The organism is Actinomadura sp. NAK00032, assembly GCF_013364275.1.
GTDB lineage: Bacteria > Actinomycetota > Actinomycetes > Streptosporangiales > Streptosporangiaceae > Spirillospora.
The window spans coordinates 619,507-644,677 of sequence record NZ_CP054932.1; the positions used below are offsets into that span (position 1 = coordinate 619,507).

The 25,171-nt window shown below is 72.8% G+C and carries 26 protein-coding genes and 1 riboswitch; of the genes, 17 read left to right on the forward strand and 9 right to left on the reverse strand.

Annotation, left to right across the window (positions count from 1 at the left end; translation table 11 throughout):
- Positions 1-8: 8 nt before the first annotated feature.
- Positions 9-611, forward strand: a complete 603-nt coding sequence (locus HUT06_RS03065; RefSeq protein WP_176194307.1) for a TetR/AcrR family transcriptional regulator — start codon at positions 9-11, stop codon at positions 609-611.
- 206 nt (positions 612-817) lie between these two features.
- Positions 818-1,204 (forward strand): hypothetical protein, encoded by a 387-nt coding sequence (locus HUT06_RS03070; RefSeq protein WP_176194308.1) that lies wholly within the window; start codon positions 818-820, stop codon positions 1,202-1,204.
- Here the strand turns inward: HUT06_RS03070 and HUT06_RS03075 are convergent.
- Positions 1,195-2,643, reverse strand: coding sequence for an MFS transporter (locus tag HUT06_RS03075; protein ID WP_176194309.1), 1,449 nt, complete (start codon positions 2,641-2,643; stop codon positions 1,195-1,197). The two genes, HUT06_RS03070 and HUT06_RS03075, sit on opposite strands and share 10 nt — an antisense overlap.
- 126 nt (positions 2,644-2,769) lie before the next feature.
- On the opposite strand from HUT06_RS03075, the gene HUT06_RS03080 reads away from it, so the two are divergent.
- From HUT06_RS03080 to HUT06_RS03100, 5 genes are all read left to right on the forward strand, one after another.
- A complete protein-coding gene (locus HUT06_RS03080) occupies positions 2,770-3,372 on the forward strand; it encodes a DUF4396 domain-containing protein (protein ID WP_176194310.1) in 603 nt (200 codons plus the stop codon).
- Positions 3,373-3,422: 50 nt separating this feature from the next.
- Positions 3,423-3,803 (forward strand): BlaI/MecI/CopY family transcriptional regulator, encoded by a 381-nt coding sequence (locus HUT06_RS03085; protein WP_217711168.1) that lies wholly within the window; start codon positions 3,423-3,425, stop codon positions 3,801-3,803.
- Complete coding sequence (locus HUT06_RS03090; protein ID WP_176194311.1) at positions 3,790-4,824, forward strand: M56 family metallopeptidase; 1,035 nt, start codon at positions 3,790-3,792, stop codon at positions 4,822-4,824. Before HUT06_RS03085 ends, HUT06_RS03090 begins: the two co-directional genes overlap by 14 nt.
- Positions 4,825-4,926: 102 nt before the next feature.
- Positions 4,927-5,074: riboswitch (cyclic di-AMP (ydaO/yuaA leader) on the forward strand.
- A 5-nt stretch (positions 5,075-5,079) separates the two neighbouring features.
- Positions 5,080-6,129: an NlpC/P60 family protein gene (locus HUT06_RS03095; protein WP_176194312.1), complete on the forward strand. Its 1,050-nt coding sequence runs from the start codon at positions 5,080-5,082 to the stop codon at positions 6,127-6,129.
- A gap of 323 nt (positions 6,130-6,452) precedes the next feature.
- Entirely contained in the window at positions 6,453-7,037 is a 585-nt protein-coding gene (locus HUT06_RS03100; RefSeq protein ID WP_176194313.1) for a TMEM165/GDT1 family protein, read from the forward strand.
- Positions 7,038-7,362: 325 nt separating this feature from the next.
- Here the strand turns inward: HUT06_RS03100 and HUT06_RS03105 are convergent, their stop codons facing one another.
- A complete protein-coding gene (locus HUT06_RS03105; RefSeq protein WP_176194314.1) occupies positions 7,363-7,950 on the reverse strand; it encodes a TetR family transcriptional regulator in 588 nt (195 codons plus the stop codon).
- Between the two features lie 134 nt (positions 7,951-8,084).
- On the opposite strand from HUT06_RS03105, the gene HUT06_RS03110 reads away from it, so the two are divergent.
- The 3 genes from HUT06_RS03110 to HUT06_RS03120 all read left to right on the forward strand — a co-directional run bounded on the left by HUT06_RS03110 (position 8,085) and on the right by HUT06_RS03120 (position 11,086).
- Positions 8,085-9,011, forward strand: a complete 927-nt coding sequence (locus HUT06_RS03110; RefSeq protein ID WP_176194315.1) for an aldo/keto reductase — start codon at positions 8,085-8,087, stop codon at positions 9,009-9,011.
- Positions 9,012-9,066: 55 nt separating this feature from the next.
- Complete coding sequence (locus HUT06_RS03115; protein WP_176194316.1) at positions 9,067-10,092, forward strand: NADPH:quinone reductase; 1,026 nt, start codon at positions 9,067-9,069, stop codon at positions 10,090-10,092.
- A 292-nt stretch (positions 10,093-10,384) separates the two neighbouring features.
- On the forward strand, positions 10,385-11,086 hold the full coding sequence (locus HUT06_RS03120) for an IclR family transcriptional regulator (RefSeq protein ID WP_302931878.1): 702 nt from the start codon (positions 10,385-10,387) through the stop codon (positions 11,084-11,086).
- On the opposite strand, the gene HUT06_RS03125 is transcribed toward HUT06_RS03120, so the two are convergent.
- Positions 11,043-11,723 (reverse strand): TetR/AcrR family transcriptional regulator, encoded by a 681-nt coding sequence (locus tag HUT06_RS03125; protein ID WP_217711169.1) that lies wholly within the window; start codon positions 11,721-11,723, stop codon positions 11,043-11,045. The two genes, HUT06_RS03120 and HUT06_RS03125, sit on opposite strands and share 44 nt — an antisense overlap.
- A gap of 146 nt (positions 11,724-11,869) precedes the next feature.
- Here HUT06_RS03125 and HUT06_RS03130 point away from each other — a divergent pair, with 146 nt between their 5' ends.
- The 4 genes from HUT06_RS03130 to HUT06_RS03145 all read left to right on the forward strand — a co-directional run bounded on the left by HUT06_RS03130 (position 11,870) and on the right by HUT06_RS03145 (position 16,450).
- Positions 11,870-13,447, forward strand: a complete 1,578-nt coding sequence (locus tag HUT06_RS03130) for a bifunctional 3-(3-hydroxy-phenyl)propionate/3-hydroxycinnamic acid hydroxylase (protein ID WP_176194319.1) — start codon at positions 11,870-11,872, stop codon at positions 13,445-13,447.
- Positions 13,448-13,497: 50 nt separating this feature from the next.
- Positions 13,498-14,415, forward strand: a complete 918-nt coding sequence (locus tag HUT06_RS03135) for a VOC family protein (RefSeq protein WP_176194320.1) — start codon at positions 13,498-13,500, stop codon at positions 14,413-14,415.
- Positions 14,415-15,263 carry an alpha/beta fold hydrolase gene (locus tag HUT06_RS03140; RefSeq protein ID WP_176194321.1) on the forward strand — a complete coding sequence of 283 codons (849 nt, stop codon included), beginning with the start codon at positions 14,415-14,417 and terminating at the stop codon, positions 15,261-15,263. The genes HUT06_RS03135 and HUT06_RS03140 overlap by 1 nt, the downstream gene beginning before the upstream one ends.
- A gap of 95 nt (positions 15,264-15,358) precedes the next feature.
- A complete protein-coding gene (locus tag HUT06_RS03145) occupies positions 15,359-16,450 on the forward strand; it encodes a hypothetical protein (RefSeq protein ID WP_176194322.1) in 1,092 nt (363 codons plus the stop codon).
- Positions 16,451-16,466: 16 nt separating this feature from the next.
- Here HUT06_RS03145 and HUT06_RS03150 read toward each other — a convergent pair whose 3' ends face one another.
- Genes HUT06_RS03150 through HUT06_RS03160 form a run of 3 tightly spaced genes read right to left on the reverse strand, consistent with a single transcriptional unit; the run spans position 16,467 to position 19,611 of the window.
- Positions 16,467-17,903: a PEP/pyruvate-binding domain-containing protein gene (locus HUT06_RS03150; protein ID WP_176194323.1), complete on the reverse strand. Its 1,437-nt coding sequence runs from the start codon at positions 17,901-17,903 to the stop codon at positions 16,467-16,469.
- Positions 17,900-18,517: a transcriptional regulator gene (locus tag HUT06_RS03155; protein ID WP_176194324.1), complete on the reverse strand. Its 618-nt coding sequence runs from the start codon at positions 18,515-18,517 to the stop codon at positions 17,900-17,902. Before HUT06_RS03155 ends, HUT06_RS03150 begins: the two co-directional genes overlap by 4 nt.
- Positions 18,514-19,611 carry a TetR/AcrR family transcriptional regulator gene (locus tag HUT06_RS03160; protein WP_176194325.1) on the reverse strand — a complete coding sequence of 366 codons (1,098 nt, stop codon included), beginning with the start codon at positions 19,609-19,611 and terminating at the stop codon, positions 18,514-18,516. The genes HUT06_RS03155 and HUT06_RS03160 overlap by 4 nt, the downstream gene beginning before the upstream one ends.
- Before the next feature lie 99 nt (positions 19,612-19,710).
- On the opposite strand from HUT06_RS03160, the gene HUT06_RS03165 reads away from it, so the two are divergent.
- Positions 19,711-20,703: an ATP-binding cassette domain-containing protein gene (locus tag HUT06_RS03165; protein ID WP_176194326.1), complete on the forward strand. Its 993-nt coding sequence runs from the start codon at positions 19,711-19,713 to the stop codon at positions 20,701-20,703.
- On the forward strand, positions 20,703-21,509 hold the full coding sequence (locus HUT06_RS03170; protein WP_254714947.1) for an ABC transporter permease: 807 nt from the start codon (positions 20,703-20,705) through the stop codon (positions 21,507-21,509). The genes HUT06_RS03165 and HUT06_RS03170 overlap by 1 nt, the downstream gene beginning before the upstream one ends.
- Positions 21,510-21,519: 10 nt before the next feature.
- On the opposite strand, the gene HUT06_RS03175 is transcribed toward HUT06_RS03170, so the two are convergent.
- The gene (locus HUT06_RS03175) at positions 21,520-22,077 is read right to left on the reverse strand and encodes a TetR/AcrR family transcriptional regulator (RefSeq protein ID WP_254714948.1); all 558 of its coding nucleotides are present in this window, start codon (positions 22,075-22,077) and stop codon (positions 21,520-21,522) included.
- Between the two features lie 104 nt (positions 22,078-22,181).
- On the opposite strand from HUT06_RS03175, the gene HUT06_RS03180 reads away from it, so the two are divergent.
- A complete protein-coding gene (locus HUT06_RS03180; protein ID WP_176194328.1) occupies positions 22,182-23,042 on the forward strand; it encodes an enoyl-CoA hydratase/isomerase family protein in 861 nt (286 codons plus the stop codon).
- Positions 23,043-23,084: 42 nt separating this feature from the next.
- On the opposite strand, the gene HUT06_RS03185 is transcribed toward HUT06_RS03180, so the two are convergent.
- Both HUT06_RS03185 and HUT06_RS03190 read right to left on the reverse strand, forming a co-directional pair.
- The gene (locus tag HUT06_RS03185; RefSeq protein WP_217711171.1) at positions 23,085-24,335 is read right to left on the reverse strand and encodes a sensor histidine kinase; all 1,251 of its coding nucleotides are present in this window, start codon (positions 24,333-24,335) and stop codon (positions 23,085-23,087) included.
- A 132-nt stretch (positions 24,336-24,467) separates the two neighbouring features.
- Positions 24,468-25,130, reverse strand: coding sequence for a response regulator transcription factor (locus HUT06_RS03190; protein ID WP_176194329.1), 663 nt, complete (start codon positions 25,128-25,130; stop codon positions 24,468-24,470).
- Between the last annotated feature and the right edge of the window lie 41 nt (positions 25,131-25,171).

Below are 25,171 nucleotides of genomic sequence, written 5' to 3' on the forward strand. Positions count from 1 at the left end.
GTGGGGCCATGTCTCCTCGTCACTCGGCGGCCGAAGCGGCCCGGACCCGCGACCGGATCGTGCGGGCCGCGATGCGGGACGCCTCTCGGCTGGGGCTGGAGGGGCTGACCCTCGGCACGCTCGCGGGGCGGCTCGGCATGAGCAAGGCGGGCCTGGTCGGCCCGTTCGGCTCCCGCGACCGCCTGCAGATGGCCGCGCTCGACCAGGCCGGCGAGGTCTTCCGCGCGGCGGTCGTCGCCCCCCTGGCGGACCTGCCGCCCGGCCCCGAGCGCCTGGGCCGGCTGATCGACGGCTGGGTCGGCTACCTGGCCGACTGCCCGTTCCCCGGCGGCTGCTTCCTCACCGCCGCGTCGGCCGAACTGGACGGGCGGCCGGGACCGCTGCGCGACCGGCTGCGCGAGATCGTCGCGTCCCAGCGCCGGGCGCTGACGGCCGAGATCGCCGCCGCCCAGGCCGGACTGCCCGGCCCGCACCGCCCCGCCGAGGAGGTCGCCACGGTGATCGCCGGCCTGGCCATGGCGGCCAACCAGGAGATCCAGCTGCTGGAGGACGCCTCGGCGCCGGCCCGCGCCCGCGCCGCCATGCGCCACGCGGCCGGCCTGGCCGCTTGACCCCTCCAGCGCCCGACCCATTGTTGGCACTGCGTTACCCGGGTGTTCCTTGCGCATCGGCCCGGCGCGCCTCCCCGCCACGACCAAGATCGAACTTGGTGTGACGGCCCGGCGAACAATGGCGCGGGCCCTTCCGCCGGCGGATCCGCCGACCGAAGATCAACACCGAGCGGCGCGATCATCTCGCGCCCGGTGGAAGGGGCACGATGAAGGCACTGATGAAGACGGCCGTGGTGGGCCTCGGCATCGCGGCGGCGAGCATCGCGGTCGCGCAGCCGGCGCTGGCCAACTCCTTCGGGCCGGTCTCGGTCGGCGACGGCACCGTCTCCTACAACGACGGTGGCGACCAGTTCTGCGCCCAGGCGTACAACACCGACGGCGCCCGCTGGGTGCAGGTGACGCTCGTCCCGATCAGCCGGTCGGGCCCGAGCCCGTCCTGGAAGGACTACAACAACTACTACGGCAACTCGGGCAGCACCTGCCGCAGCCTCGCCACCGCCTACGAGGACACCTACTACCGCGCCGACATCAAGACCTACTGGGGCGAGCGGGGGACGACCGTGACGCGCTCGTCTCGCTACTTCTACAGCTGATCGTCCACCGCCAGAACGACGGCACGTTCACCGCATCCGGGGCGGGGAGTCCGCAGGGTGACGGCGGCGAGTCCCGCGCCGGCGAGCGCGATGAGCGCGGCGCCGGTGAAGGCGGCGGAGAACCCGTCGGTGAGCGCGGGCAGGTCGCCGAGCTGGTCCGCTCCAGAAGCGGCGGCGATGGCGGTCATGGCCGCCAGGCCGAGCGCCGAGCCGACCTGGTAGCCGGTGTTGACGATGCCGGACGCGAGGCCGCCCTCCTCCGGACGGGCCGCTGACAGCGCGGTGCCGAGCGAGGGGATGAACGCCAGCGACATCCCGAGCGCGGCGACCAGCGAGGCCGGGAGCACGTCCACCCAGTAGTTGCCGTCCGGGCGGATCAGCGACAGCCAGCCCAACCCGGCGGCCAGCACCAGCAGCCCGGCGACGACGGCGGCCTTGGCGCCGAGCCGGCCCATGACGCGCGGCGCCAGGACGATCATCCCGAGCATGATCAGCGCGGTCATCGGCACCAGCGCCGCGCCCGACGGGAAGGCGCTGTAGCCGAGCACCTGCTGCAGGTACAGGTTCAGGAAGAACCACATCGGGATCCACGCGCCGCCGAGCAGCAGCTGCGCGAGGTTGGCGGCGGCCAGGTTCGGCGCACGGAAGATCGACAGCGGCATCAGCGGCGCCCGGCGGTAGGCCTGCAGCGCCAGGAACACCCCCAGCAGCACCAGCCCGCCGGCCATGACGGCCCAGGTCTCCAGTGCGTCCCAGCCGACCTCGGGCGCGCGGACGACGGCGAAGACCAGGCCGCCCAGCCCCGCGGTGACGGTCAGCGCGCCGAGCACGTCCACCTTGCCGCGGGCGCCGCCCCCGCCGCCGGGCATCAGCGCGGGCGCGGCGGCCAGCGCGATGAGGGCGATGGGGATGTTGATGTAGAAGACCCAGGGCCAGGACAGGTACTCGGTGATGACGCCGCCGAGGAACACGCCCGCGGTACCGCCGGCCGGTGCCGCCGCACCGTACAGGGACAGCGCCCTGGTCAGCTCGCGCGGCTCGGAGCCGAACAGCATCATCAGCAGGGTCAGCGCGGCGGGCGCGATGAACGCGGCGCCGACGCCCTGGACGGCCCGTCCGGCCAGCTCCACACCGACGTTTCCGGCGGCGCCCGCCATGGCGGACCCCGCGAGCAGGACGACCCATCCGGCGGAGAACAGCCGGCGGGCGCCGAACAGGTCCGACAGCCGGCCGCCGAGGAGCAGCAGGCCGCCGAACCCGACGACGTAGGCGTTGAACACCCAGGACAGGTTCTCCTGCGAGAAGCCGAGGTCAGCCTGGATGCGGGGCAGCGCCACGCCGATGATCGAAGTGTCCATGATCACCATGAACTGAGCGGTCGCGATCAGTGCCAGCGCCCACCAGCGGCGCGCGGCGGGCGGTGCGGAACGTCCGGACATGACTCTCCTCCTCCTACCCCTAGGGGGTATCTATTCGGCGAGCGCTTACCCTAGGGGGGTATAGTTCCCGACGCAACCCCCGGCGCCCCGCGCCAATTCCCGAACCCCTCGAAGGAGACCCCCGAAATGACCGCCCAAGACCGAGAAGGACCCGCCCACCACAGCGACCAGCACCCACCCGGCCACACCCACCACGCTGCAGACGAGCAGGGCCGTCCCTCAGGCGGCCATGCGGGCGGCCACGGCGGACATGTAGGCGGTCACGGGGACGGGCATGGCGGCGCGGCGGGGGCGGTGTCGTGGGGGATGGCGGCTCAGGCGACGCTGCACTGCCTGACCGGCTGCGCCATCGGCGAGGTGCTCGGCATGGTGATCGGGACGGCGCTGGGGTGGTCGAACGCGGCCACGATCGTCCTGGCGGTCTTCCTCGCGTTCGTCTTCGGCTACGCGCTGACCATGCGCGGCGTCCTCAAGGCGGGGTTGACGCTGCGCGCGGCGTTCGGCGTGGCACTGGCCGCCGACACCGTCTCGATCGCGGTCATGGAGGTGCTGGACAACGCGGCCATGGTGGCGATCCCAGGCGCGATGGAGGCCGGCCTGGCGGACCCCCTGTTCTGGGGCGCGCTCGCCATGGCCTTCTTGCTCGCGTTCATTGTCACCACGCCGGTCAACCGGTGGATGATCGGCCGCGGCAAGGGCCACGCCGTCGTGCACCAGTACCACCACTGACCCGGCGCACGGTCGCTCCGGCACAATGTGGGCAGGACGGAGGTGAGCGCGTGGCCGGACTGGGCGGGTCGCTCGAACGCTCCATCATGGACGTCCTGTGGAGGGCGCCCGAACCACTGCGGGTACGGGAACTACTGGCGAAGCTGAACGAAGACTCCGACAAGGGGCTCGCCTACAACACCGTGCAGACCGTTGCCGAACGCCTGGCACAGAAGGGGCTCCTGCGGCGCACCCAGGACGGGACGGCCTTCCGCTACGGCCCGACCCGCGCGCGGGAGGAGTACGCCGTCGAGCTGATGCTGGACGCGCTGACCGACGCCCCCGACCACGGCGCGATCCTCGCCCGCTTCGCCGAGAGCGTCCCCGCCGAGGACGCCCGCCACCTGCTGGACGCCCTGCGGCGCCGGACGTCCGACGGTGACGAGGCATGACCCCGTGATCTTCCTGGTCGGCGCGCTCATCGCCTCGGCGGCCCTGCTGGGGTGCCTGGCCGGGCCGGTCCTCGACCGGATCCGGGGCGGCGCCCTCGGCCCCCGGACGGCGGTGGCCTGCTGGACGGCCGCGCTCGCGGGCACCGTCATCGCCAGTTCCGGAGTCGTCGCGGTCGCGCTGATCTCGCCGCCGGGGCCCGCCCACGGACTGCTGACGATGCTGCGCGACTGCCTGCCCCACCACGGGAGCGAGGCGATGATCATGGCGGCCGGTGCCAGCCTGGTGCTGCTGACCGCCTGCGGAGCGAGGCTGGCGCGCGGGGCGTCGCGCCTGGTCCGCGCCCTGCGGCACCGCCGCCGGCACTGGGAGATGCTGCACCTGGTCGCCCGGCAGCACGCCGGCCACGCGGACGTCCTCGTACTCGACCACCCGGCGCCCGTGGCCTACTCGCTGTCCGCGCGCCGCCGCGCGATCGTGCTCAGTACGAGAGCCCAGGACGTGTTGAGCGCCGCCGAACTCGGAGCCGTCCTCGCCCACGAGCGAGCCCACCTCCGCCAGCGCCACCACGCACTGCTGCTCGTCTTGGACGTGGCACATGCCCTGCTCCCGTGGCTGCCGACCGTCCGCCGCGCCAGAGCACGACTACCGCTGCTCCTGGAAATGGCAGCGGACGACACAGCGGCGCGCACCCACGGACCACAAACGCTCGTCCAGGCCCTATGCAGACTCACCCCGAACGCACTCGCAACCCCCGGCTCCCTATCGGCCACCGGCCCCCTCCCCGCCCCCGGGCCGCTCGGCACCTCGGGGGTGGGACTCGGCGGGGGCGGCGGCTTGGGCGCGGTAGGGGGCTCGGGGGCGGACGGACTGGCGGCGCGCCTGCGGCGGTTGGAATCCGGCGAACCGGCGCAGCCGCGTGGACTGTTCCGGGTGGTGGCGCCGCTGTTCGTGGGCGCGGCGGTCGCGGGCCCGCTCACTGGCGCCGCCCTTGCGGTCGGCCGGCTGGCGGTGCTCTGCTGATGCGGCTGGGGTGTTTGCCGTAATCCGCGCCTTGAGTGGCGAATGAAGCGGCTATCTCCTACGCTGCGTAGGAGCCATGGTGACGAGCCCCCGCCGGGGGCGGCGATGGCGACGCCGAATCCTGCGGCCCACCGGCCGCGGAACCGGGGACCCGATCTCCACCGGGGTGAATCCGCTCCCTCTGCGGGGCGGTAGGGCGACTCTGGCCCGAACCCGTCAGCTGACCCGGTAGGCGGCACAGAGGAGGACGACCGCATGCAGCGACGCGCTGCCGTCATCGGCACGCCGAAACGCCGCACCCGCACCCCCCGAACCGTCACGGCATGGGCGGTATCGGCCGCCGTGGCCGCGGCGCTCCTCGCACCGGCGCCCGCGTCCGCCGCGCCCGAGCCGTCCCGCCGGGAACTCACCGCGCAGCAGAAGAAGCTCGCGGACGACGCCGAGAAGCTCAGCGAGCAGTACAACGGGCTGCGGGAGCGGCTGAAGCAGGCCCAGCGCGCCGCCAAGGTGGCCGAGGGCAACGCCGTCCGCCAGAAGAAGGCACTGGACGACGCCCGCACCAGGATCGTCAAGCTCGCAGCGGACAGCTACAAGAACGGCCCGGCCGACCCTGCCGTCGCCTTCGCCTCCGCTAAGGACCCGCAGAGCGTCCTGGACCGATCGGCGACGCTCAACTACTTCGCCCGCCAGGACGGCGACCGCGTCGCCCACCTGCTGCAGACGATGCAGGCCGCCGAACGCTCCCGCAAATCGGCCGAAGCGCGCGCGAAGCAGGTGCGCGAACTCACCGACGAGGCCAAGAAGAAGCGCCGGGAGCTCCAGACCAGGCTCAAGAAGGTCGAAGCCAAGCTCGGTGTCGGCACCCCCATCCGCGGCAACGGCGGTCCCATCCCCGACGTGGACCCCGCCGGCGCCTCGGCCAAGGCGATGACCGCCGTCCGGGCCGCGCTGAACCAGCTCGGCGTGCCCTACTCCTGGGGCGGCGGCACCGCGTCCGGCCCGTCCTACGGCACCGCGCAGGGCGCCAACATCAAGGGCTTCGACTGCTCCGGCCTGACCCTGTACGCCTACGCCCAGGTCGGGATCAACCTCCCGCACTACACCGGCGCCCAGTACAACGCGGGCACGCACGTGTCCGAGTCCCAGCTCAGGCCCGGCGACCTGGTGTTCTTCCACAGCGACCTGCACCACATGGGGCTCTACATCGGCGGCGGCAAGATGGTCCACGCCCCGCAGACCGGCGACGTCGTCAAGATCAGCCCGATCGCCGGACGGTCCTTCGCCGGCGGCGTCCGCGTCGCCTGACGCGCTCTCCGCGGACCGGCGTCCCCGGGGCGGCGGGGACGCCGCCGTCCGAACCGGGTCGATTGCCCTGCCGGACGTTTTGGCTACACTGGGCCCGGCGAAGGGGAGTAGTCCTGTAACACCGCTGGTCGACACGCTGGACGTCCTTGGACGTCCCGGCCACCGGGCCCCGCACCGGGGTGGACGAGACCTTCGGCCACGGCATGACGTGGCCCGTACGACCGTGCGGGCCGTCCGATCGTGCCGGGCCGAGTGGTCCTCCCGTCGCCCGCCCAGGGTGCCGGCCGAAGTCCGCGGCCCGGCCCCGGCAGAAGGCACCGCCCATGACCCTGGACCCGCTCGCGATCCTCACCGCCTTCGGCTTGATCTTCCTCGCCGAGCTGCCCGACAAGACGATGTTCGCCTCGCTGGCCATGGGCACGCGCATGCGTCCGCTCTACGTGTGGTTCGGCACGTCCACGGCGTTCATCGTGCACGTCGCGATCGCCGTGGGCGCCGGCAGCCTGCTCAGCCTGCTGCCGGGCATGGCCGTCAAGCTCGTGTCGGCCGCCCTGTTCGCCTTCGGCGCCATCATGCTGATGCGCGGCGGAGGCGACGACGACGATGACGACAAGGCGGGCCAGGCCATCACGCGGTTCTGGCCGTCCTACGTCGCCGCCTTCACGGCCGTGTTCATCAGCGAATGGGGCGATCTGACCCAGATCACCACCGCCAACCTGGCCGCCACCAACGGATGGCTGCCCACGGCGATCGGCTCGGCGGCCGCCCTGATGTCGGTCTCGGCCCTGGCCCTCCTGGCGGGCCGCTTCATCGCCAACAGAGTCCCGCTGAAGACCGTCCAGCGCATCGGCGGCCTGTGCATGGCGGCCCTGGCCATCTGGACCCTGATCGAAGCCTTCACCATGTAACCCCCGAACCGCGTCCGAACCAGAAACACCAACCCCCCAACCACCAGAACAGCCCTGAGAAACGGTCATCAAGCCCGCATGCCCGGGACCGGCTGATGCGCGCGTCATCGTCGTTCGCCTGGTCCTGAGCGCATCGGCCGCCGGATCGGTTCGGCGGGTCGGCCGCCGATTCGGTCTCCGGGACGGCCTCCGGGGGCGGCCTCCGGGGGCGGCCTCGGGGCGGCCGCCGGCGGGGCGCGGGGCCGACCGTTACGCGGGCCGGTTGATCGCGGTCACCTGCGACCGGCAGGGGTTCTGGTGCCGGGCAGTTGAGTCTTGCGGCGGGCTAGTGGGATTGAAGGCCGGTGAGGATCAGGGAGATGACGGCCTCGGACTGCGCTTCGGTTTCGGGGGAGTTCCACTCTGCGGCGTGGGTCGGGTCGTGGAAGCGGGTGGTCGCGTCGAGGACGGCTCGCGCGAGTGCTTCCGGGTCGCCGGGTGTGAAGGTGCCGGTGGTCATGCCGTCGGCGACGATGGCGCGGACCTCGGCGAGGAGGAAGTCGACGTGGGCGGAGGAGACGGCGCTGTGATCCGCCGCCAGCACCCGGAAGGTGGCGAAGAGTTCCGGGTCTTCCCGTGCCTTCGTCCACTTCATGGCGAACATGGTGGTGAGCAAGAGGTGCAGCCGGTCGGGCGGGGCCAGGCCCGAGGCTCGGACCGTCGCGGTGAGCTGGTCGCGCACCCGATCGAGCCAGCGCCGTATCACGGCCTCGCGCAGTGCTGCCTTGGACGGGAAGTGCCGGTACACGCTGCCGTGGCTCACCCCTAGGAGCCGCGCGACGTCGAGCACGGTCGTCTTCTCCGGACCGTGGCGGCGCAGCACCTCTTCGGTGGCCGACACGATCGTCTCCGCGTTGAGCGGGCCTCCGCGCATCAGATCTCCCCGTGCCTCTACGGGCGCGAACGTACGGCAACGCGCTGACGGATGTCAAAGTCTGTCAGTCTGTCACTGATAGTTCGAGTGACAGATATTGACATCTGTCATTTGATGTTCGTACGGTGCAGGGCATGGAGACACCGGATGGACGTGCGCTCAGCACTGCGACCGCGTCGTTCGCGGGACGCACCGTGTCCCGCGTCGGTTACGGCGCGGCCCAGCTCGACCGCCTGCGCAGCAGCCCCGGCGACGCCGTCGCGCTGCTGCGCCGCGCGGTCGAGCTGGGCGTGGACCACGTGGACACCGCCGACTTCTACGGCTTCGGCTTCGCCAACGCCGTGATCCGCGAAGCCCTGCGCCCGGAGGACGGCGTGCTGGTCGTCACCAAGGTCGGCGCCGCTCCCGACCCCGACGGACGCCTGCCGCTGCGGCTCGCGCAGCGGCCCGAGCAACTGCGGGCGAGCGTGGAGGAGAACCTGCGCGGCCTCGGCGTCGAGCGGCTCCCCGTGGTCAACCTCCGGCGCCTCGACACCGGCCCCGGGCTGCGTCCCACCGGGGACCAGGTGGTCGACCTCGACGACCAGCTCGCGGTCATGACCGCTCTCCGCGACGAAGGCAAGATCGGCGCGATCGGCCTGAGCAGTGTCAGCCTCGCCAACCTGCGCCGCGCCCTGCCGGCGGGCATCGTCTGCGTGCAGAACGCCTACAGCGTCGTCTCCCGTGACGACGAGGCCATGCTGAGTCTCTGCACGTCCGAGGGCATCGCGTGGGTGCCGTTCTTCCCGCTCGGCGGGGCCTTCCCCGGCCTTCCCAAGGTCACCGAGGAGCCGGCCGTCCACGCCGCGGCCGTGTCGCTGGGCGTCACGCCGTCGCAGGTCGGCCTCGCCTGGCTGCTGCACCACGCCCCCAACGTGCTGCTCATCCCCGGCACCGCCGACCCCGCCCATCTGGAGGCCAACATGGCGGTCGGTCAGATCGCCTTCGACCAGGCCACCCGCGCCGCTCTCGACGCCATCGAATCCCGCTCCAGCGAAGTCCCGATCGGCCAGGCCGGATGACCATGGGAGCGATCATCTGCCGCGCCAACGGCGGCTCCGATGCCATGGAGGAGGCGTGAAGGCGATCGTCTATCGCGCCAACGGTGGCCCGGACGTCCTCCACCTCGTTGACCGCGATGTGCCCGTGCCCGGACCCGGCGAGGTGCGTGTCCGGGTCGCCGTGTCCGGGGTCAACCCGGCCGACTGGCAGGCCCGCTCCGGTGCCCCCATGAAGTTCCCCGAGGTCACACCCCATCTGGATGGAGCCGGTGTGATCGACGCCGTCGGCGCCGAAGTCGACGGGAGCCGGGTCGGGCAGCGGGTCTGGCTGTTCATGGCCGCCGCTGGGCGGCCCACCGGCACCGCCGCCGAGTTCACTGTCGTGCCCGCCGAGCAGGCCGTCCCCCTGCCCGGCGGGGTCGCGTTCGACGCCGGCGCGGCGCTCGGCGTCCCCGCGCTCACGGCGCACCGCGCGCTCACCGTGGCCGAGGACGGCCCGCGCCGCCTGCGGCCCGGTGCGCTGGACGGCCGGGTGGTGCTCGCCGCGGGCGGTGCCGGGGCGGTCGGGCACGCGGTGATCCAGCTCGCCCGCTGGGCGGGCGCCACCGTGGTCAGCACGGTCAGCGGCCCGGAGAAGGCCCGGCTCGCCACCGCCGCCGGTGCGCACCACGTGGTCAACTACCGCGAGGGCGATCCGGCCGCCGCGATCCGCGAGATCGCCCCGGATGGCGTCGACATCGTCGCCGAGGTGGCGCTCGGCGCGAACCTCGCTCTGGACTTGGCCGTCCTGCGCACGCGCGGCACGATCTCGACGTACGCCAACGACGGTGGCCAGCCGGTGAATGTCGACGTGGTGCAGAACATGGTGCTGAACACGCGCTTCCAATTCCTGGTGCTCTACACGGCCGGCCAGGATGTGCGCGCCGCAGCCGCCGAAGACGTCGCCGCCGCCGTCCGCGACAACGCCCTGCCGGTAGGTGAGGAGCACGGCCTGCCGCTGCTGCGTTTCCCCCTCGCCCGCACTGCCGAAGCCCACCGAGCGCTGGAAAACCGCGCCGTCGGCAAGATCCTGGTAGACGTCCCCCAGTCCACCCACCCCTAGGCAAGGTCTTGGTGGACGTCGTCAGTTCCCTCTCTCCCTAGGCAAGGTTCTGGTGGGCATCCCACTCCACCCTGCGCCGTTGGCGAGGTTCTGGTGGGCGTCGTTTGCTCCGGCCGTCTCTTGGCATGTTGGGGCCATGTCAGCCTCCGGGCTGCCTGGTTGGGGTGGGGGATTGCAGGGGGTTTGGGGTCGTAGCATGGCGGTTGACTTGGGAGTTTGACGGGATTCCGGATGCGGGAGGGGGCCCGTGGACAAGCCGTTGAAGACCCCGCCTCCGTATGCCGTGGCGAGTGTGGACAACGCGTTGCGGATCGCGGCGATGCTTCAGTTGGAAGGGCCCATGACCGTCACCGAGGTGGCGGGGCGGCTCGGGGTCGCGGTGTCCACCGCGCATCGGTTGCTGGCGATGCTCGTCTACCGGGACTTCGCCGTGCAGGACGCGGATCGGTCCTACCGGGTCGGGCCCGTGCTGGAGCTGGCGGCCCACTCCCAGTCGGCCGCGTCGCGGCTGCGGGCCGCCGGGTTGCCGCATCTGCGGAGGCTGGTCGACGTGCTCGACGAGTCCGCCAACCTGACTGTGCGGACTGGACGGACGGCGCGGTTCATCGCGAGTGTCGAGTCGTCGCAGGCGCTGCGGGTCGGTTCGCGCGAGGGCATGGTCTTCCCCGCGCATCGCACCACCGGCGGCCTCTTGCTGCTCGCCGAGCTGCGGCCGGACGAGCTGGCGGCCCTCTACGCCGGCGAGCAGGACGGCGACCGGCCGGATCCGGCTGAGCTGGAGCGCGTGCGGCGTAATGGGTTCGCGCTCAACAACGGGCGTTCGGAACGCGGGCTCGTCGCGGTCGGTGTGCCGGTGCGCGGTCCAGACGGGGCGGCCGTCGCGGGGCTTTCGGTCTCCATGCCCAGCGTCCGCTACGGCAAGGAGGAGCTGCCGCGGCTGGTGGCGACGCTCAAGGGTGCGGCGTCTGCTCTTGAGCAGGGGATGCGGGCCTGAGCCGCAAGGTGGCCGCTCTTGCCTCGCCCAGGGCGGCCATGGCCTCGGCGAGCAGGGCCATCTGGCCGGCGAGGTCGCGGGCGGGGTCGGCCTGTGAGGCGACGAAGGCGCCGTCGAATCCGGCGATGCCGAAGTAGTCCAGTTCGTCCGCGACGGCCTGGGCGATCTCCGGGCCCTCGGCGGCGAAGGACGCGGCGATCATCATGTTCATGTGGGCGCGGCCGTCGCGCCGCACCTGCTCGATGATGGCGTCCACCTCGGCCTCGGCGGCCTCCGCGCTCATGATCAGGATCAGGTGCAGGCGCAGGAAGTCGGGACGGGCCGCGAAGGCCTCGCCGGTGCGCAGGAGGTACCAGGTGAGCCGCTCGCGGGCGGTGTCTCCCTCAGGGCCGCCCGCCTGCGCGTCGCGCATCGCCGAGTAGAAGTCGTAGGCGCCGCGCGCCATGACCGCGGACAGCAGCCCGGCCTTCGACTGGAAGTGGTGGTAGACCGCGCTCTTCGGGAGGCCGGTCTCCCGGCTCAGCACCGAGAGCGAGGTGGCGGCGTAGCCGCGCTCCGCCATGATCCGGGAGGCGGCGTCCAGGATCTCCTCCCGTGACCTGCGGCCACGACGGTTGTTGTTCTTCTCGTCCGCCACGGGTTGAAGCATAGAGCCGCGCGGCGGCTGCCCGGTATGTCCGGTTCTGCACTGCGGAAAAGTTTGGACGCGTCGGCGTCCCCATGTGACAGTGGTCATGCTTGTACCGAACGATCGGTACAAAACTGCGCCCTCTCGGAGCCCGCATGACCCAGCATTTCGACGTGGATGTCGCGATTGTCGGATACGGCCCCACCGGTGTGACCGCTGCGCTCACCCTGGCGAAACACGGAGCGTCGGTCATCGCGTTCGAGCGGGACCGCGACATCTACCCGCGCGCCCGCGCCGTCACCGTCAACGACTGGACGATGCGGATCTTCCAGAGCCTCGGCATCGACGAGCGGATCACCCGGGTGGTCGAGCCGCAGCGCGCGCTGCGCTGGGTGACCTACGACGGCACGGAGATCATGCGGGTCGAGCACCCGCCGTCGGTGCTGGGCGCCGAGCCGCGCTTCTACAACATCTACCAGCCGCTCATGGAGAACGAGCTCCGCGCCTGCGCGGCGGAGTACGGCGATCTGATCGACGTCCGGTACGGCGTCGAGGCGACCGGGCTGGAGCAGGACGCGGACGGCGTCACGGTGACGGGCACGGACGCCGCGACGGGCGAGGCGCGCACCGTGCGCGCCCGCTACGTGATCGCCGCCGACGGCGGCAGCAGCGCGGCCCGGGACATGATCGGGTGCCGGCTGCTCGGCGACACCCTCGACGCGCAGTGGATCGTCATCGACTGCCGGGCCAAACGCTGGTGGCCCGACCGCGACTTCCTCACCTTCTGGTCGGACAAGGAGCGCCCGGTCGTCGACATCGCGCTGTCCGCCGGCAACCACCGCTGGGAGATCCCGCTCAAACCGCATGAGACCGAGGCGGACTTCGCGTCCGAGGACGACGTCTGGCCGCTGCTCAAAGCGATGGGCGTCAGCACCGAGGACGTGTCCATCCACCAGTGGGCCTTCTACCGCCACCACACGCGGATGGCCGAGACCTGGCGGGCGGGACGGGTCTTCCTCGCCGGCGACGCCGCCCACCTCATGCCGCCGTGGGCCGGCGCCGGCATGCAGACCGGCATGCGGGACGTCCACAACCTGGGCTGGAAGCTCGCCCGCGTCCTCAAGGGCGAGCTGGGCGAGGGCTGGCTGGCCACCTACGAGGCCGAGCGCCGCCCGAACGCCGCCTTCTACACCGGGCTCGCCGTCCAGCTCGGCCGGGTCATCAAGCAGGAGGCGTCCCCGGCGGAGATCGAGGAGATGAACCGGGTCCCGGTGAACACGGTCACCCCGTTCGAGCCGCCGCTGATCGCGCCGCCGGTCCTGGACGCGGGCTGGATCCGCGGCCCGGTCGGCGACGCGAGCATCGTCGGCCGCATGATCCCGCAGCCCATCGCGGGCGACACCACCGGGCGGATGGCGCGCCTCGACGACCTGCTCGGCGACGGCTTCGTCCTGCTCGGCGCGGACACCGACCCGGCTGCGCTGCTCGCGCCCGAGGAGAAGGCGGAATGGGACGCGCTCGGCGCCCGCTACCTGGCGATCCGTCCCAGGACGGCCTACACGCAGGGGCCGGACGAGCTGGTCGACCTGGACGAGGTCCTGCTGCCGTGGCTGGCCCGGTACGGCGTGCGTGCCGTGGCGCTGCGTCCGGACAGGTTCGTCGCCGCCGCCGACGTCTCCGGCCTCGCCGTCCCGGACCTGCCGAGCCCGCCGGCCCCGGCCGTGTCCGCCTGACCGCCTGACCGCCTGACCGCCTGACCGCCGACAATAAGGAGCTGATCCCTGTGACGGGAGTCAAGGAACTGGCGTACGTCGTCTACGAGGCGAGCAGCCTCGCCGACTGGGAGCATTTCGCCGTCGAGCTGCTGGGCATGCAGCCGGCGGACAAGAGCGCCGGCGCCATCGCGTTCCGGACCGACGAGAAGGCCTACCGCTGGCTCGTCCAGCAGGGCCCCGCCGACGACCTGGCGGCCAGCGGCTACGAGGTCGAGAGCGACGCGGCGCTGGACGAGATCGCCGCCCGGCTGGCGGAGGCGGGCGTCGCGGCCGAGGAGGGCGACGCCGCGCTCGCCGCGTCCCGCAAGGTCGAGCGCATCCTGGTCACCGCCGACCCGATGGGCAACCGCCTTGAGCTCGTCACCGGGTTCGCCGACGCCGAGACCCCGTTCCGCTCGGACGTGCTGCTCGGCGGGTTCGTCACCGGTAGCGGCGGCGCGGGACACCAGGTGCTGCTGTCCAAGGGCGTCGCGCGGGAGACCTACCTGGCCTTCTACGAGGGCCTCCTCGGCTTCCGGATCTCCGACACCATCGTCGAGGAGCTCGCGCCGGGCGCCGTCGCCGACCTGATCTTCCTGCGCTGCAACCCGCGCCACCACTCCGTGGCGTTCGGGGACATGCCGCACCCGAAGCGGACGCACCACTTCATGGTCGAGGTCACCGACATCCGCGACGTCGGCACCGCCTACGACCGCTGCATGGACGCCGGGCAGCCGTTCGAGATGACGCTGGGCATGCACCCGAACGACCACATGTTCAGCTTCTACGTCCAGACGCCGTCCGGCTTCAGCCTGGAGTACGGCTGGGGCGGCCTGCTCGTCGACGACGAGACCTGGCAGGTCGAGACGCTGGACCGGCTGCACAGCTGGGGCCACCGCCCGCCGGAGGTCGTCGCCGGCCTGCTCTCCGGAAAGGACGCGCACTGATGCCGCTCACCCAGGCCGACGCGGCCCGCACGGTCCAGACCAGGGACTGGAAGCTGCGCTACTACGAGGCGGGCGCCGGGCACCCGGTCGTCCTGCTGCACGGCAGCGGCCCCGGCGCCACGGGCTGGAGCAACTTCGCCGCCAACATCGAGGCGCTGGCCGAGCACTTCCACGTGTACGCGGTGGACATGCCCGGCTGGGGCGACTCGGACGCGGCGACCGTCGACCGGCTCGACCACGTCGAGGCGGCCGTCCAGTTCCTGGACGCCCTCGGCATCGCGAAGGCCGCGTTCGTCGGCAACTCGATGGGCGGGCAGACCTCGCTCCGGCTCGCCACCGAGCACCCGGACCGGATCACCCACCTGGTCACCATGGGCCCGCCGGTGGGCCGGGTACCCGCGCTGTTCGCGCCCGGCGGCGGCCCGTCGGAGGGGCTGAAGGTCCTCATCGAGACCTATCGGGAGCCGAGCCCGGAGAACATGCGCCGCCTCGTCGAGATCATGTGCTTCGACAAGGCCGCGTTCGCGACGCCGGAACTGTGCCAGGCCCGCTCGGACGCGGCGCTCGCCCGTCCCGAGCACCTGCGCAACTACGTCGACGGCTTGCCGAAGGGCGCGCCGCTGCCCGTCTGGGTCAAGCCCGAACTGCTGCCCGGCATCAAGGTCCCCACGCTCCTGATCCACGGCCGGGACGATCGCGTGGTGCCGTTCGAGAACTCCCTGTACCTGCTGGCGAACATCCCGGACAGCCGCCTCGTCCTGATCAACCGCTGCGGGCACTGGGCGATGATCGAGCACGCCGACGAGTTCAACCGCCTCGTGACGGACTTCGTACGCAACACCCCTTAGCGGGCGGGGCTGGCCGTAACAGGCCACGGGGGTGGATCCCGGCGACACTGCCACCAAATACTGGCGTAGATGTTCCGTCCGGCCAGGGAGGCACCGTGCGCCGTTCCGTTCCGCCCCCGCACCCGTCCCGCCGCGCGTTCACGTTCGGCGCCGCCGCGCTGCTCGGCGCCGCGGCCGTCCCGGCACTGCCGGGGGCCGCGCGCGCCGGCGCCCGGACCGGTGGCTGGACGACGCAGCCGGTCCCCGGCGCGCAGCCGGACACGATGATCAACGCGATCGCCGCCCCGACGCGGCGGAGCGCCTTCGCGGTCGGCGTCGAGAGCGGGGCCGCCGGGCGCGCCCCCGTCGCGCTGCACTGGGAGGACGGGGCATGGCGGCGCGTGCCCGTCCCCGCCGGGGTCGTGCCCGACCTGGTGGACGTCGCCGCGCGCACGCCCGCCCGCGCCTGGGCGATCGCCCAGTCCTCGGCCTGGACGGACGACCCGCTGGTCCTGCGCTGGAAGGGCGGCGCTTGGGCGGCCGCCGAGGCTCCCGTCGGGGAGTGGGTCGCGCTGGACCTCGACCGCTCCGGCCGCCCCTGGATGATCGGCGGCGAGGTCGACGACCACCTCGGCCCCCGCGCCGCCGTCTACCGGCGGGACCGGACCGGCTGGACGCGCCTGCTCCACGGACCGCTCGCAGAGGCGTTCACCGCGATCTCCGTGCGGACGTCGTCCGACGTGTGGGTCGGCGGCTACGGCAGTCTCCGCCACTTCGACGGGCAGACCTGGACGGAACGGACGATCCCCGACCCGTCGGGCTACGCGCACTGGGTGCTCCAGATCGAGCACGTCTCGGCCAGTGAAGCCTGGTTCCTCACCGTGCTGACGCATCCACTCGACATGACCGCGCGCCTGGTCCGCTGGGACGGAACCGGCTTCACCGCGCACCGCCTCCCCAGACCGTCCAGCGATGTGGGTACCCGGTCGGCGATCGGCTTCCTGGGCTCCCTCACGACGGACGGCCACGGCGGCGCATGGGTCGGAGACGGCATGTACCGAACGCTGCGCCACTTCGACGGCACAACGTGGACTGTCGCCGACGTCCCAATGCAGGGCGCCAACCAGATCCACACCCTCACACGCATTCCGCACAGCCGCATGGTCTGGGCAGGCGGACGACTCCCCTACACCCTGCGTCTCACCTAGAGCGCGGACGGTCGATTCATAGCCGGGCGTGGGCTGCGCTTAGGCGGGCCTCGGCGGGGCGTTGGGAGTGGTCACCGGAGAGTTCGTCTGCCCAGGTGAGCAGGCGGTCTAGGTGAGTGTCGGCGGTTTCGGTGGTGATGCTCGGTTTGCCGAGGGCGATCTCTCCGCCGGTGCCGTCGATGGTGATGAGCGTGCCTGCGGGGAGGAGGCGTTCGCCGATGCGTACGTGGTCTGCTGCGGTGTCGACGGTGAGGGCCGCCGCGTCCACCACGGCGGGCTTGCCCATGGCGCGGGCGACGACGGCGGCGTGGCTGGTGGGGCCGCCGCGGCTTGTGGCCACCCCGGCGGCTGCGGCCAGGCCGTGCATGTCGAGCGGTGAGGTGTCCGGGCGGACGAGGATCACCGGTCCGTCGGCGGCCATGTGGGCGGCTTGATCGGCGGTGACGGCGATGCGGCCGGACACGACGCCGGGGCACGCGCCCCGGCCGCGGGTGAGGAGGTCGGTCTCGTCGCCGGTGTCGATGCGCGGTGTACGGGCGGCTTGCAGGTGCCGTGCGGAGACTCGGCGGACGGCGGTGCGACGGTCGATGAGGTGCTCGTCCGCGAGGTCCACGGCGGTGCGGAGGGCGGCGCGGCCGGTCAGGCCGCCGGGGCGCACTTGCAGGAACCACAGGGCGCCCGTCTCGAAGGTGAACTCGACGTGGCAGGCGTCGCGGTAATGCCGTTCGAGCTGGTGGAGGGCGGCGACGAGTTGTTCCCATACCGCGGGCTCGCGGGCGGCCAGTTCGGATAGTGGGTCGGGGGTGGAGCGGCCGGAGACGACGTCGTCGCCCTGCCGTCCGAACAGGACGTCACCGAAGGGGGCCTTGTCGCCGGTGTTCGGGTCGCGGCTGAAGGCGACGCCGGTCCCGCTGTGCTCGTCGCGGTCGCCGAACACCATCGCCTGGACGACGACCGCCGTGCCCAGGTCGTGCGGGATGCCGTTCAGCTCGCGGTACGTGGTGGCGCGTGGGCTGTGCCAGGAGGTGAACACCGTGCGCACGGCCGCGTGCAACCGGCCCATCGCGTCATCGGGGACGGTGGCGGTCGCCTCGGTGGTGAGCCCGAGGTTGAGCACCGTGTCCATCATGCCGGGCATCGATACGGCGGCGCCCGAGCGGACCGACACTGCCAGGGGTCGCCCGCCGCCAGAGCCGAAGCGTCGCCCGCCGCCAGAGCCGAAGCGCCGGCCGGTGGTGTTCTCCAGGGTGCGGACGGCGGCGGCGAGTTCGGTCTCCAGGCCGTCCGGGAAGCGTCCGTCGCGGAGGAAGGCGCGGCAGGCCGGGGTGCCGATGACGAACCCCGGCGGGACGGGCAGGCCGAGGCGTCGCAGCGTGATGAGGCCGTGGCCCTTGCCGCCGAGGATGTCCGCGGACTCCCCGGTCCCGGGGGTGAGCGGGTAGATCCAGGTCATCGGGCGGCGGTCCACGCGCGGGGGATGCCCAGGGTGGCGAGCAGGTCCTCGTGGAGCTGGAACCACACGGTGTGGTACGAGGTCATGCTGTCCGTCAGATGCTCCAGCGCGCCGGCCCGGACGCGGTCGAGCGCCGCAGTGAGCCGGCCCCGGTACCGTCCGAACCGGGGGAGTGCGGCGGCCAGATCGGCGATGACGGCCTCGGCGCGCCGGTCCAGGTCGGCGAACCTTTCCAGGACGCGGGCGTCGTAGGACGGGTCGGAGTGGTCGTTCGGCGTCGCCATGCCGTCCACGGTGCGCAGTTGCCAGGCCGAGCACAGGTCCAGCAGTTCCGGATTGAGCACCATGAACTTCTCGTACGCGGCGGTCAGCGCGTCTCGGGCGCCGGCGGTGCCGAGTTCGCGGGTGATGCGCCGGGCGTCCTCGGCGCGGCCGGACTCGGTGAGCCCCCATGCCCCGGACGTCCGCGTCACCAGCCCCGCCGTGGCGAGGTCGATCAGGTACGACTCCGCGTCGAGGTCGGGGAGGCCGGCGGCGTCGGCGACCCGGGGCAACTCGGCGTATCCGATGCAGCGCAGGACGTGCAGCACGGCCGATTCGTCGGAGCTTGTCATGCCTCTTCCGTTCCGGTGTGTCGTTCGGCCAGGGAGGGTGCGGTCGCTGCGGCGTGCGCGGCGCCCCTCCCGGCGGCGCGCGCGATGATCGTCCCGTCCTGGACGCGTACGGCGGTCTCGGTGTCGGCGGCTGTTCCGGCGCCGACGGCGGCCGCGAGCTCGGCCCGGTCGTCGAGGACGATGGGCAGCGGCAGACCGGCGTCCGGCCCGAACGCCCCCCGCAGGCACCCGGCGAGGTCGGTGATCCGCAGCCGGACGAGCGCCCCGATCTCGGCCGGGTCGTCCGTCACGAGGGCGATGGTGACGGCTTCTCCCGGCCGGGCCGCGCGCACCGCTTCCTCGGCCGCGCCGAGGCGGTCCGTGCCGAGGACCACGATGACACCGTCGTCGAAGCCCATGGTCTGGCCGGTGAGCGCGTCCGTGAGGTCGGCGGGCGGCGTCCAGGCGTCGCGGCACAGGCGCGGTGCGGCGATGTACGGGAGGTGCGGCGGGTCCCAGGCGTCGTCCGCCGCGTGGTCGGCGAGCCGGCGGCAGGCGCGGGCCACGTCGAACGGGTCGCCGAAGCCGGGCGCCGTCTCGGCGAGGTGACCCGCTCCGTGCAGCAGCGTCAGGATCAGCTCCGCCAGGCGCACCCGCCGGCCCGCGCGCGGTGTGCGGCACGACTCCAGGGCGAGCGCGAGCAGCAGGCCGTCCAGCCTGGCGAGGCCGGCCATGGCGGCGCGGCCGGGCTCGTCCTCGAAAACCCCGGTCAGCGACCGCGACCGCACCTTGCCCGCGTCGGGCGTGTCGCCCGCCAGGGGCAGCCGTTCGAGCCACGCGCGGGCGAACGCCTCCGCGCCGTCCGGAAGGTCGAGGCGCTCGCCCGGGACGCTGGACGCCGTCTCGTGCTGGACGGAGTCGAGCAGCACCGCCAGATACAGCGACCGCTTGCTCGGAAAGTTCGAGTACACGGCGCCGCGCGTCAGTTCGGCGCGGGCGGCGATGCGGTCGACCTTGGCGGCGGCGAAGCCGTGCTCGGTGAACTCCTCCACCGCCGCCGCCAGCACGGCGGCGCGCGTCCGGGCCTGCTGCTGCGCCCTGGTCAGCCGGACCATCGGGCCTCCTTTGCGTTCCTCACGGCGATCAGCATACTCTCGGCATCCAGATGATAAGAACATCTGAATGTTCGCCATATCTCAAATGAAGGGACCGCCGTGACCGACCACGGCCTCGAAGCGTCCGGTCTCACCAAGCGCTTCGGTCGCACCACCGCACTCGACGGCGTCGACCTCGCCCTCCCCCGAGGGCGGATACTCGGCCTGCTCGGGCCCAACGGAGCAGGGAAGACGACGCTGATCCGCGTCCTCGCCACCCTGCTCAGGCCGGACGGCGGCAGCGCCCGCGTCGCCGGGCACGACGTGGCGCGGCAGCCGGGAGAGGTGCGCCGGCGCATCGCGCTGTCCGGCCAGCACACGAGCGTCGACGAGGAGCTCGGCGGCCGGGCGAACCTCGTCATGATCGGCCGGCTCCTCGACCTGACGCGCCGCGACGCCGTCCGCCGGGCCGACGAACTGCTGGACCGGTTCGGCCTGGTCGAGGCGTCCGACCAGCGCGTCGCCGCCTACTCCGGCGGCATGCGCCGCCGCCTCGATCTCGCGGCGAGCCTGGTGGGCCGCCCCGAGGTGGTGTTCCTGGACGAGCCCTCGGTCGGCCTCGACCCCGGCAAGCGCGGCGAGCTGTGGCAGATGATCCACGGCCTCAGCGCGGACGGGGTCACGATCCTGCTGACCACCCAGTACCTGGAGGAGGCGGACGCCCTCGCCGACGCGGTCGCCGTCATCGACCACGGGCGGGTCATCGCCGCCGGGACGCCGGAGCAGCTCAAGCAGCGGGTCGGCGGCCACACCGTCAGCCTGCGGGTCGCCGATCCCGGCGACGCGGAGCGCGCCGCCGCCGTCCTCGCCGCCGTCACCGACCGGCCCGCGCTGCGCGCCAACCGGCACGAACTCTCCGTCCCGGTGGCCGGGGACGACGACTTCTTCGAGATCGTCGCCCGGTTGCGCGGGGAGGCCGTCGACGTCAGCGAGCTCTCACTGCGCCTGCCCAGCCTGGACGAGGCCTTCCTCGCCCTGACCGCCCCGCAGGACGCCGACCCCGCCGACCCCGCCGACCCCGCCGAAGCCGTCCGCACCCAGCAAAGGCCCTGATGATGACCACCACCGCCCCCACCGCAGGCCCGCGCGCGGCCTGGTCGCCGCGCTGGCTCCGGCACAGCCTCGTCCTCGCGCGCCGCAGCCTGGCCAAGACGTCCCGCAACCCGGCCACCATCGTCAACGGCGTGGTCACGCCCGCGCTGTTCCTGGTCCTGTTCCTCTACCTCTTCGGCGGCGAGGTGGCCGGATCGACCGGCGCCTACTTGCAGTACCTGTTCCCGGGCATCATCGTCATGGGCGCCGGGCTGACCGGGCTCATCTCGACCGGCGCGAGCATCAACGCCGACCTCAAGAACGGCGTCACCGACCGTTTCCGGAGCCTGCCCATCAGCCGCCTGGCGCCCCTGCTCGGCTCTGTGCTGGCCGACATCGTCCGCTGCCTGGTCGCGGTCGTCCTGTTGTTCGTCCTCGGGACGGTGCTGGGCTTCCGCATCGAGGGCGGTGCGCCGTCCGCGCTCGCCGCCGTCGGTCTCGCCGTCCTGTTCGGGTTCTGCGTCAGCTGGGTGACCGTGCTCATCGGCGTCCTGGTGAAGAGCACGGAGGCGGTCATGGCCTTCAGCTTCTTGACCTTCCTGCCGCTCCAGCTCGGCACCAGCCTCGCCGCCCGCACCGACACCCTCCCCGGATGGCTGCGGGCCTGGGTGGACGTCAACCCGGTGACCGCCGCCATGGACGCCTGTCGCGCCCTGCTCAACGGAACCCCGGCCGACGGCGCCGTCACCACCACGCTGATCTGGTGCGCCGTGATCTTCCTGCTCTTCTGCCCGCCCTCGGTGGCGGTCTACGGACGCCGCGAATGACCGGCGCGGCTTAGGCAGCGGCCGCGGGCCAGGCCAGGGCGGCGTACCGGGCGGCGTCCAGGAGCCGGGCGCGGTCGGCGCCGTCGCGGGCCTGAGCCGCCATGCCGGTCAGCACGGTGTCGACGAACGCCGCGACCGCGTCGGCCTCGCCGGCCGAGGCGAACTCCCCCTCGCCGGCGGCGCGGCGCAGCCGCGCCCGGATTGCCGCGCGGGTCTTCTCGCGCCGCTCGGCGAGCCGCGGCTCGCCCATGACGAGGCAGCCGGGCGGCTGCCCGGGGGCCGTGAAGTGCTCGGCCGACGACCGCAGCAGCCGCTCGACCGCCTCCCGCGCGGTCGGCGCCGCCAGGTCGCGCTCCAGGTCCTCGTCGAGGTGCGCGGTGTAGAGCGCGCACGCCTCCTCGAACAGGGCGTTCTTGTCGCCGAAGGCCGCGTACAGGCTCGGCGCGGCGATCCCCGCCTCCGCGCACACCTGCGCGACGCTCACCCCGTCGTACCCGCGCTCCCAGAACGCGCGCATCGCCATCCGGAGCACCGCGTCCCGGTCGAACGTCCTGCGTCTGCCCGCCATACCCAAAGTGTAACGCACGCTAAAGAAAGTGCTACGGTGCATCTGTAACGCCCGTTAAACAATGCGGGGCGGCGGCGCGCCGTCCGGCCGAACGGAGAACCGTGATGAGCTACAACGGCTACACGTCCCTGGTCGTCCGCACCGAGGACCGGATCGCCTGGGTGACGATCGACAACCCGCCGGTCAACACCCTCGACGCCGTGCTGGCCGGCGACCTCAAGGCGTTCGCCGAGCGGGCGGCCGCCGACGAGGACCTCGCGGTGATCGTGTTCCAGTCGGCCAACGCGGAGTTCTTCTCCGCCCACGCCGACTTCGAGTGGTCCTTCGACCCGAGCACCCTGATGGCGCTGGCCGACCCCGACGGCGACCCGTCCCTCAACCCCCTGCAGCAGCTCAACGAGCGGCTCCGCGCGCTGCCGCAGGTGACGATCGCGAAGCTGCGCGGCCACGCGCGCGCCGGCGGCGCCGAGCTGGCGATGGCCGCCGACATGCGGTTCGCCGCCGCCGGCCGGACCTGGCTGTCCCAGCCGGAGTCGCTGATGGGCATCTTCCCCGGCGGGGGCGGCACCCAGTACCTCAACCGGCTGGTCGGGCGCGCCCGCGCCCTGGAGATCGTGCTCGGCGCGGAGCCGTTCGGCACCGACCTCGCCGAGCGCTACGGCTGGATCAACCGCGCGGTGCCGGACGAGCACCTGGACGCCTTCGTCGACGCCCTCGCCCGGCGCGTCGCGGCCCTGCCCGCCGGGGTCGCCGCAGCGGCGAAGGAGGCGCTGGACGCGGCCGAGGCGAGCGGCCCCGTCCCGAACCTCGCGGAGGAGGCGGCGGCGCACGCGAAGGTCTACCCCGCCCCGGACGACGTCGTCGACCGGCTCCGCGTGGTGATGGACCACGGCGGGCAGACACGGGACGGCGAACTGCGGCTGGAGCGCCTGCTCGAAGGCGTCCCCTGGGCCCACCGGTCCTGACCGCCCGTCCCAAAGCGGGCGAGACCTGCCGGGAGCCAGGCTTCAGCGGGGCAGGGGCGACGGGTCGGTGGTGGGGATGTAGGCGGGCAGCGACACCTCGACCGCGAACCCGCCGCCCGGCTCCCCGCCCGACGCGAAGGCGCCGCCGATCAGCTCGACGCGCTGCCGCAGGCCCTCCAGCCCGGAGCCGGAGCCGCTGTTCACCAGGTCGGCGTCGGGCGGGGCCGTGGGCGGGCCGTTGCGGACCAACAGCCGCACGCCGTCGGGCCGGTACCGGACCTCGACCCGCGCCTGCGCGCCCGGCGCGTGCTTGCGCACGTTGGTCAGCGCCTCCTGGACGATCCGGTAGGCGGTGCGGCCGACGACCGGGGAGGCGAGCGGCGCGTCGCCGACCTCGACCAGCTCCGTCGCGACCCCCACCGAGTTCGACTCGCCGATCAGCGCGGACAGGTCCGGCAGCGGCGCGTGGTCGTCGTCATCGGCGTCGTCGCCGTCCATGGCGCGGCGCAGCAGCCCGATGACGTCGCGCAGCTCCTCCAGGGCCTGGCAGCCGGTGGCGCGCAGCTCCTCGGCGGACTCGCGGGTGGCCTCGTCCGGGGCGTGCACGCGCAGCACCCCCGCCTGGAGCACCATGAGCGTCACCCGGTGCGCGACCACGTCGTGCATCTCGGCGGCCAGCCGGGCCCGCTCCTCGGCGCGGGCCTGCTCGGCGAGCAGGAACCGCTCGTGCTCGGCGCGCTCGGCCCGCTCCTTCAGCCCCTGCACGACATGCCGCCGCTGCCGGGCGTACATGCCGAGCAGGGTGCCGGCGACGAGCGCGAACAGGCTGCGCGAGATCATCACGCCGCCGGTGCCGGTGTCCTGGCCCGCGATCTCGTGCAGCGACTCGCGCGGCAGCACCTCCGGGGTGAGCGACACGAGCACGACCAGCGCGACCACCGGTGGCCAGCGCGTCCACACCGGTCGGCCGGACGTGGGGAAGGCCATCACCGCATAGGCGGCGAACGGCGCGGTCGGCGTCCACCAGGGGATCCGCCCGGCGTCGATGCGGCCGCCGGTGTGCAGCAGGGTGCCCGGCGCGGCGTACTCGACGGCCAGGAGCACGCCCGCCAGGGCGACGCTGATCCAGGCGACGGTGACGGGCGCCCGCCGCCGGACGGCCAGGGGCAGGGCGGCCAGCACCAGCACGCCGGCGGTCGCGCCGCCGAACGGGCGCAGGACCGACTGGCCGTCCAGGGCCGCGCTCAGGGACGCGCCGACCGCCGTCAGCACCACCAGGACATCGAGCGTCACGTCGCGGGCGTGTCCGGACCGAAGTCGCGGGAGGCTTCGCACACGACCACGGTACGGAACGGGTGAGCGCGTCGGCAGCCTACGAAAGTCGTGCGTGCGTGAGACCTGTGTCAGTCGCCGTATCGGCGCCGGTCAGGACGTGCCCAGCCCGGCCTCGTAGGCCAGCAGCCCGGCCTGGGTGCGGTTGTCGCAGCCCAGCTTGACCAGCATGCGGGAGACGTAGCCCTTCACCGTGGACTCGGTGAGGTGCAGCCGCCGCGCGATCTGGGCGTTCGACATGCCCTCGCCCAGGCAGGCGAGCACCTGGAGTTCGCGCTCGGTGAGCTGCTCGAACAGGGCCGTCCGCCGGGCCCGGTCGGACTCGCGGCCGGCGGCGCCCGCCAGCAGCCGCTGCGCGGCCACCGGCGACAGGACGGTGTGCCCGTCGGCGGCGACCCGCACCAGGTTCACCAGGTCGCCGGGCGGCGTCGACTTCAGCAGGAAGCCCGCGGCGCCGGCCCGCAGCGCCTTGATCACGTACTCGTCGGCGTCGAAGGTGGTCAGCGCGACCGTGACGGGCGGCTCCCGGAACTCGGCCAGCCGGCGGATGGCGGTCAGCCCGTCCACGCCCGGCATCCGCAGGTCCATCAGGACCACGTCCGGACGGTGCCGGACGACGGTCTCGACCGCGGCGGCGCCGTCGTAGGCCTCGTCCACCACCTCGATGTCGTCGGCGGCGCCGAGGATCGTGCGCAGGTGCGCGCAGACCATCGGCTCGTCGTCCACCACGACGACCCTGATCGTGCTAGCGCCCATGCCACCGGCTCTCCGCATCCGGGAATCGGGTCGTCCCCCCG

What these genes read in the sequence shown, in the direction of transcription:
- HUT06_RS03140 (WP_176194321.1), top strand. Translation starts at nt 14,415, where the DNA reads ATGCCGCTCACCCAGGCCGACGCGGCCCGCACGGTCCAGACCAGGGAC.
- HUT06_RS03190 (WP_176194329.1), bottom strand. Translation starts at nt 25,130, where the DNA reads ATGGGCGCTAGCACGATCAGGGTCGTCGTGGTGGACGACGAGCCGATG.
- HUT06_RS03105 (WP_176194314.1), bottom strand. Translation starts at nt 7,950, where the DNA reads ATGCGCGGAGGCCCGCTCAACGCGGAGACGATCGTGTCGGCCACCGAA.
- HUT06_RS03150 (WP_176194323.1), bottom strand. Translation starts at nt 17,903, where the DNA reads ATGACCTGGATCTACCCGCTCACCCCCGGGACCGGGGAGTCCGCGGAC.
- HUT06_RS03100 (WP_176194313.1), top strand. Translation starts at nt 6,453, where the DNA reads ATGACCCTGGACCCGCTCGCGATCCTCACCGCCTTCGGCTTGATCTTC.
- HUT06_RS03175 (WP_254714948.1), bottom strand. Translation starts at nt 22,077, where the DNA reads ATGGCGGGCAGACGCAGGACGTTCGACCGGGACGCGGTGCTCCGGATG.
- HUT06_RS03070 (WP_176194308.1), top strand. Translation starts at nt 818, where the DNA reads ATGAAGGCACTGATGAAGACGGCCGTGGTGGGCCTCGGCATCGCGGCG.
- HUT06_RS03065 (WP_176194307.1), top strand. Translation starts at nt 9, where the DNA reads ATGTCTCCTCGTCACTCGGCGGCCGAAGCGGCCCGGACCCGCGACCGG.
- HUT06_RS03110 (WP_176194315.1), top strand. Translation starts at nt 8,085, where the DNA reads ATGGAGACACCGGATGGACGTGCGCTCAGCACTGCGACCGCGTCGTTC.
- HUT06_RS03170 (WP_254714947.1), top strand. Translation starts at nt 20,703, where the DNA reads ATGATGACCACCACCGCCCCCACCGCAGGCCCGCGCGCGGCCTGGTCG.
- HUT06_RS03080 (WP_176194310.1), top strand. Translation starts at nt 2,770, where the DNA reads ATGACCGCCCAAGACCGAGAAGGACCCGCCCACCACAGCGACCAGCAC.
- HUT06_RS03075 (WP_176194309.1), bottom strand. Translation starts at nt 2,643, where the DNA reads ATGTCCGGACGTTCCGCACCGCCCGCCGCGCGCCGCTGGTGGGCGCTG.
- HUT06_RS03095 (WP_176194312.1), top strand. Translation starts at nt 5,080, where the DNA reads ATGCAGCGACGCGCTGCCGTCATCGGCACGCCGAAACGCCGCACCCGC.
- HUT06_RS03160 (WP_176194325.1), bottom strand. Translation starts at nt 19,611, where the DNA reads ATGGTCCGGCTGACCAGGGCGCAGCAGCAGGCCCGGACGCGCGCCGCC.
- HUT06_RS03130 (WP_176194319.1), top strand. Translation starts at nt 11,870, where the DNA reads ATGACCCAGCATTTCGACGTGGATGTCGCGATTGTCGGATACGGCCCC.
- HUT06_RS03155 (WP_176194324.1), bottom strand. Translation starts at nt 18,517, where the DNA reads ATGACAAGCTCCGACGAATCGGCCGTGCTGCACGTCCTGCGCTGCATC.
- HUT06_RS03180 (WP_176194328.1), top strand. Translation starts at nt 22,182, where the DNA reads ATGAGCTACAACGGCTACACGTCCCTGGTCGTCCGCACCGAGGACCGG.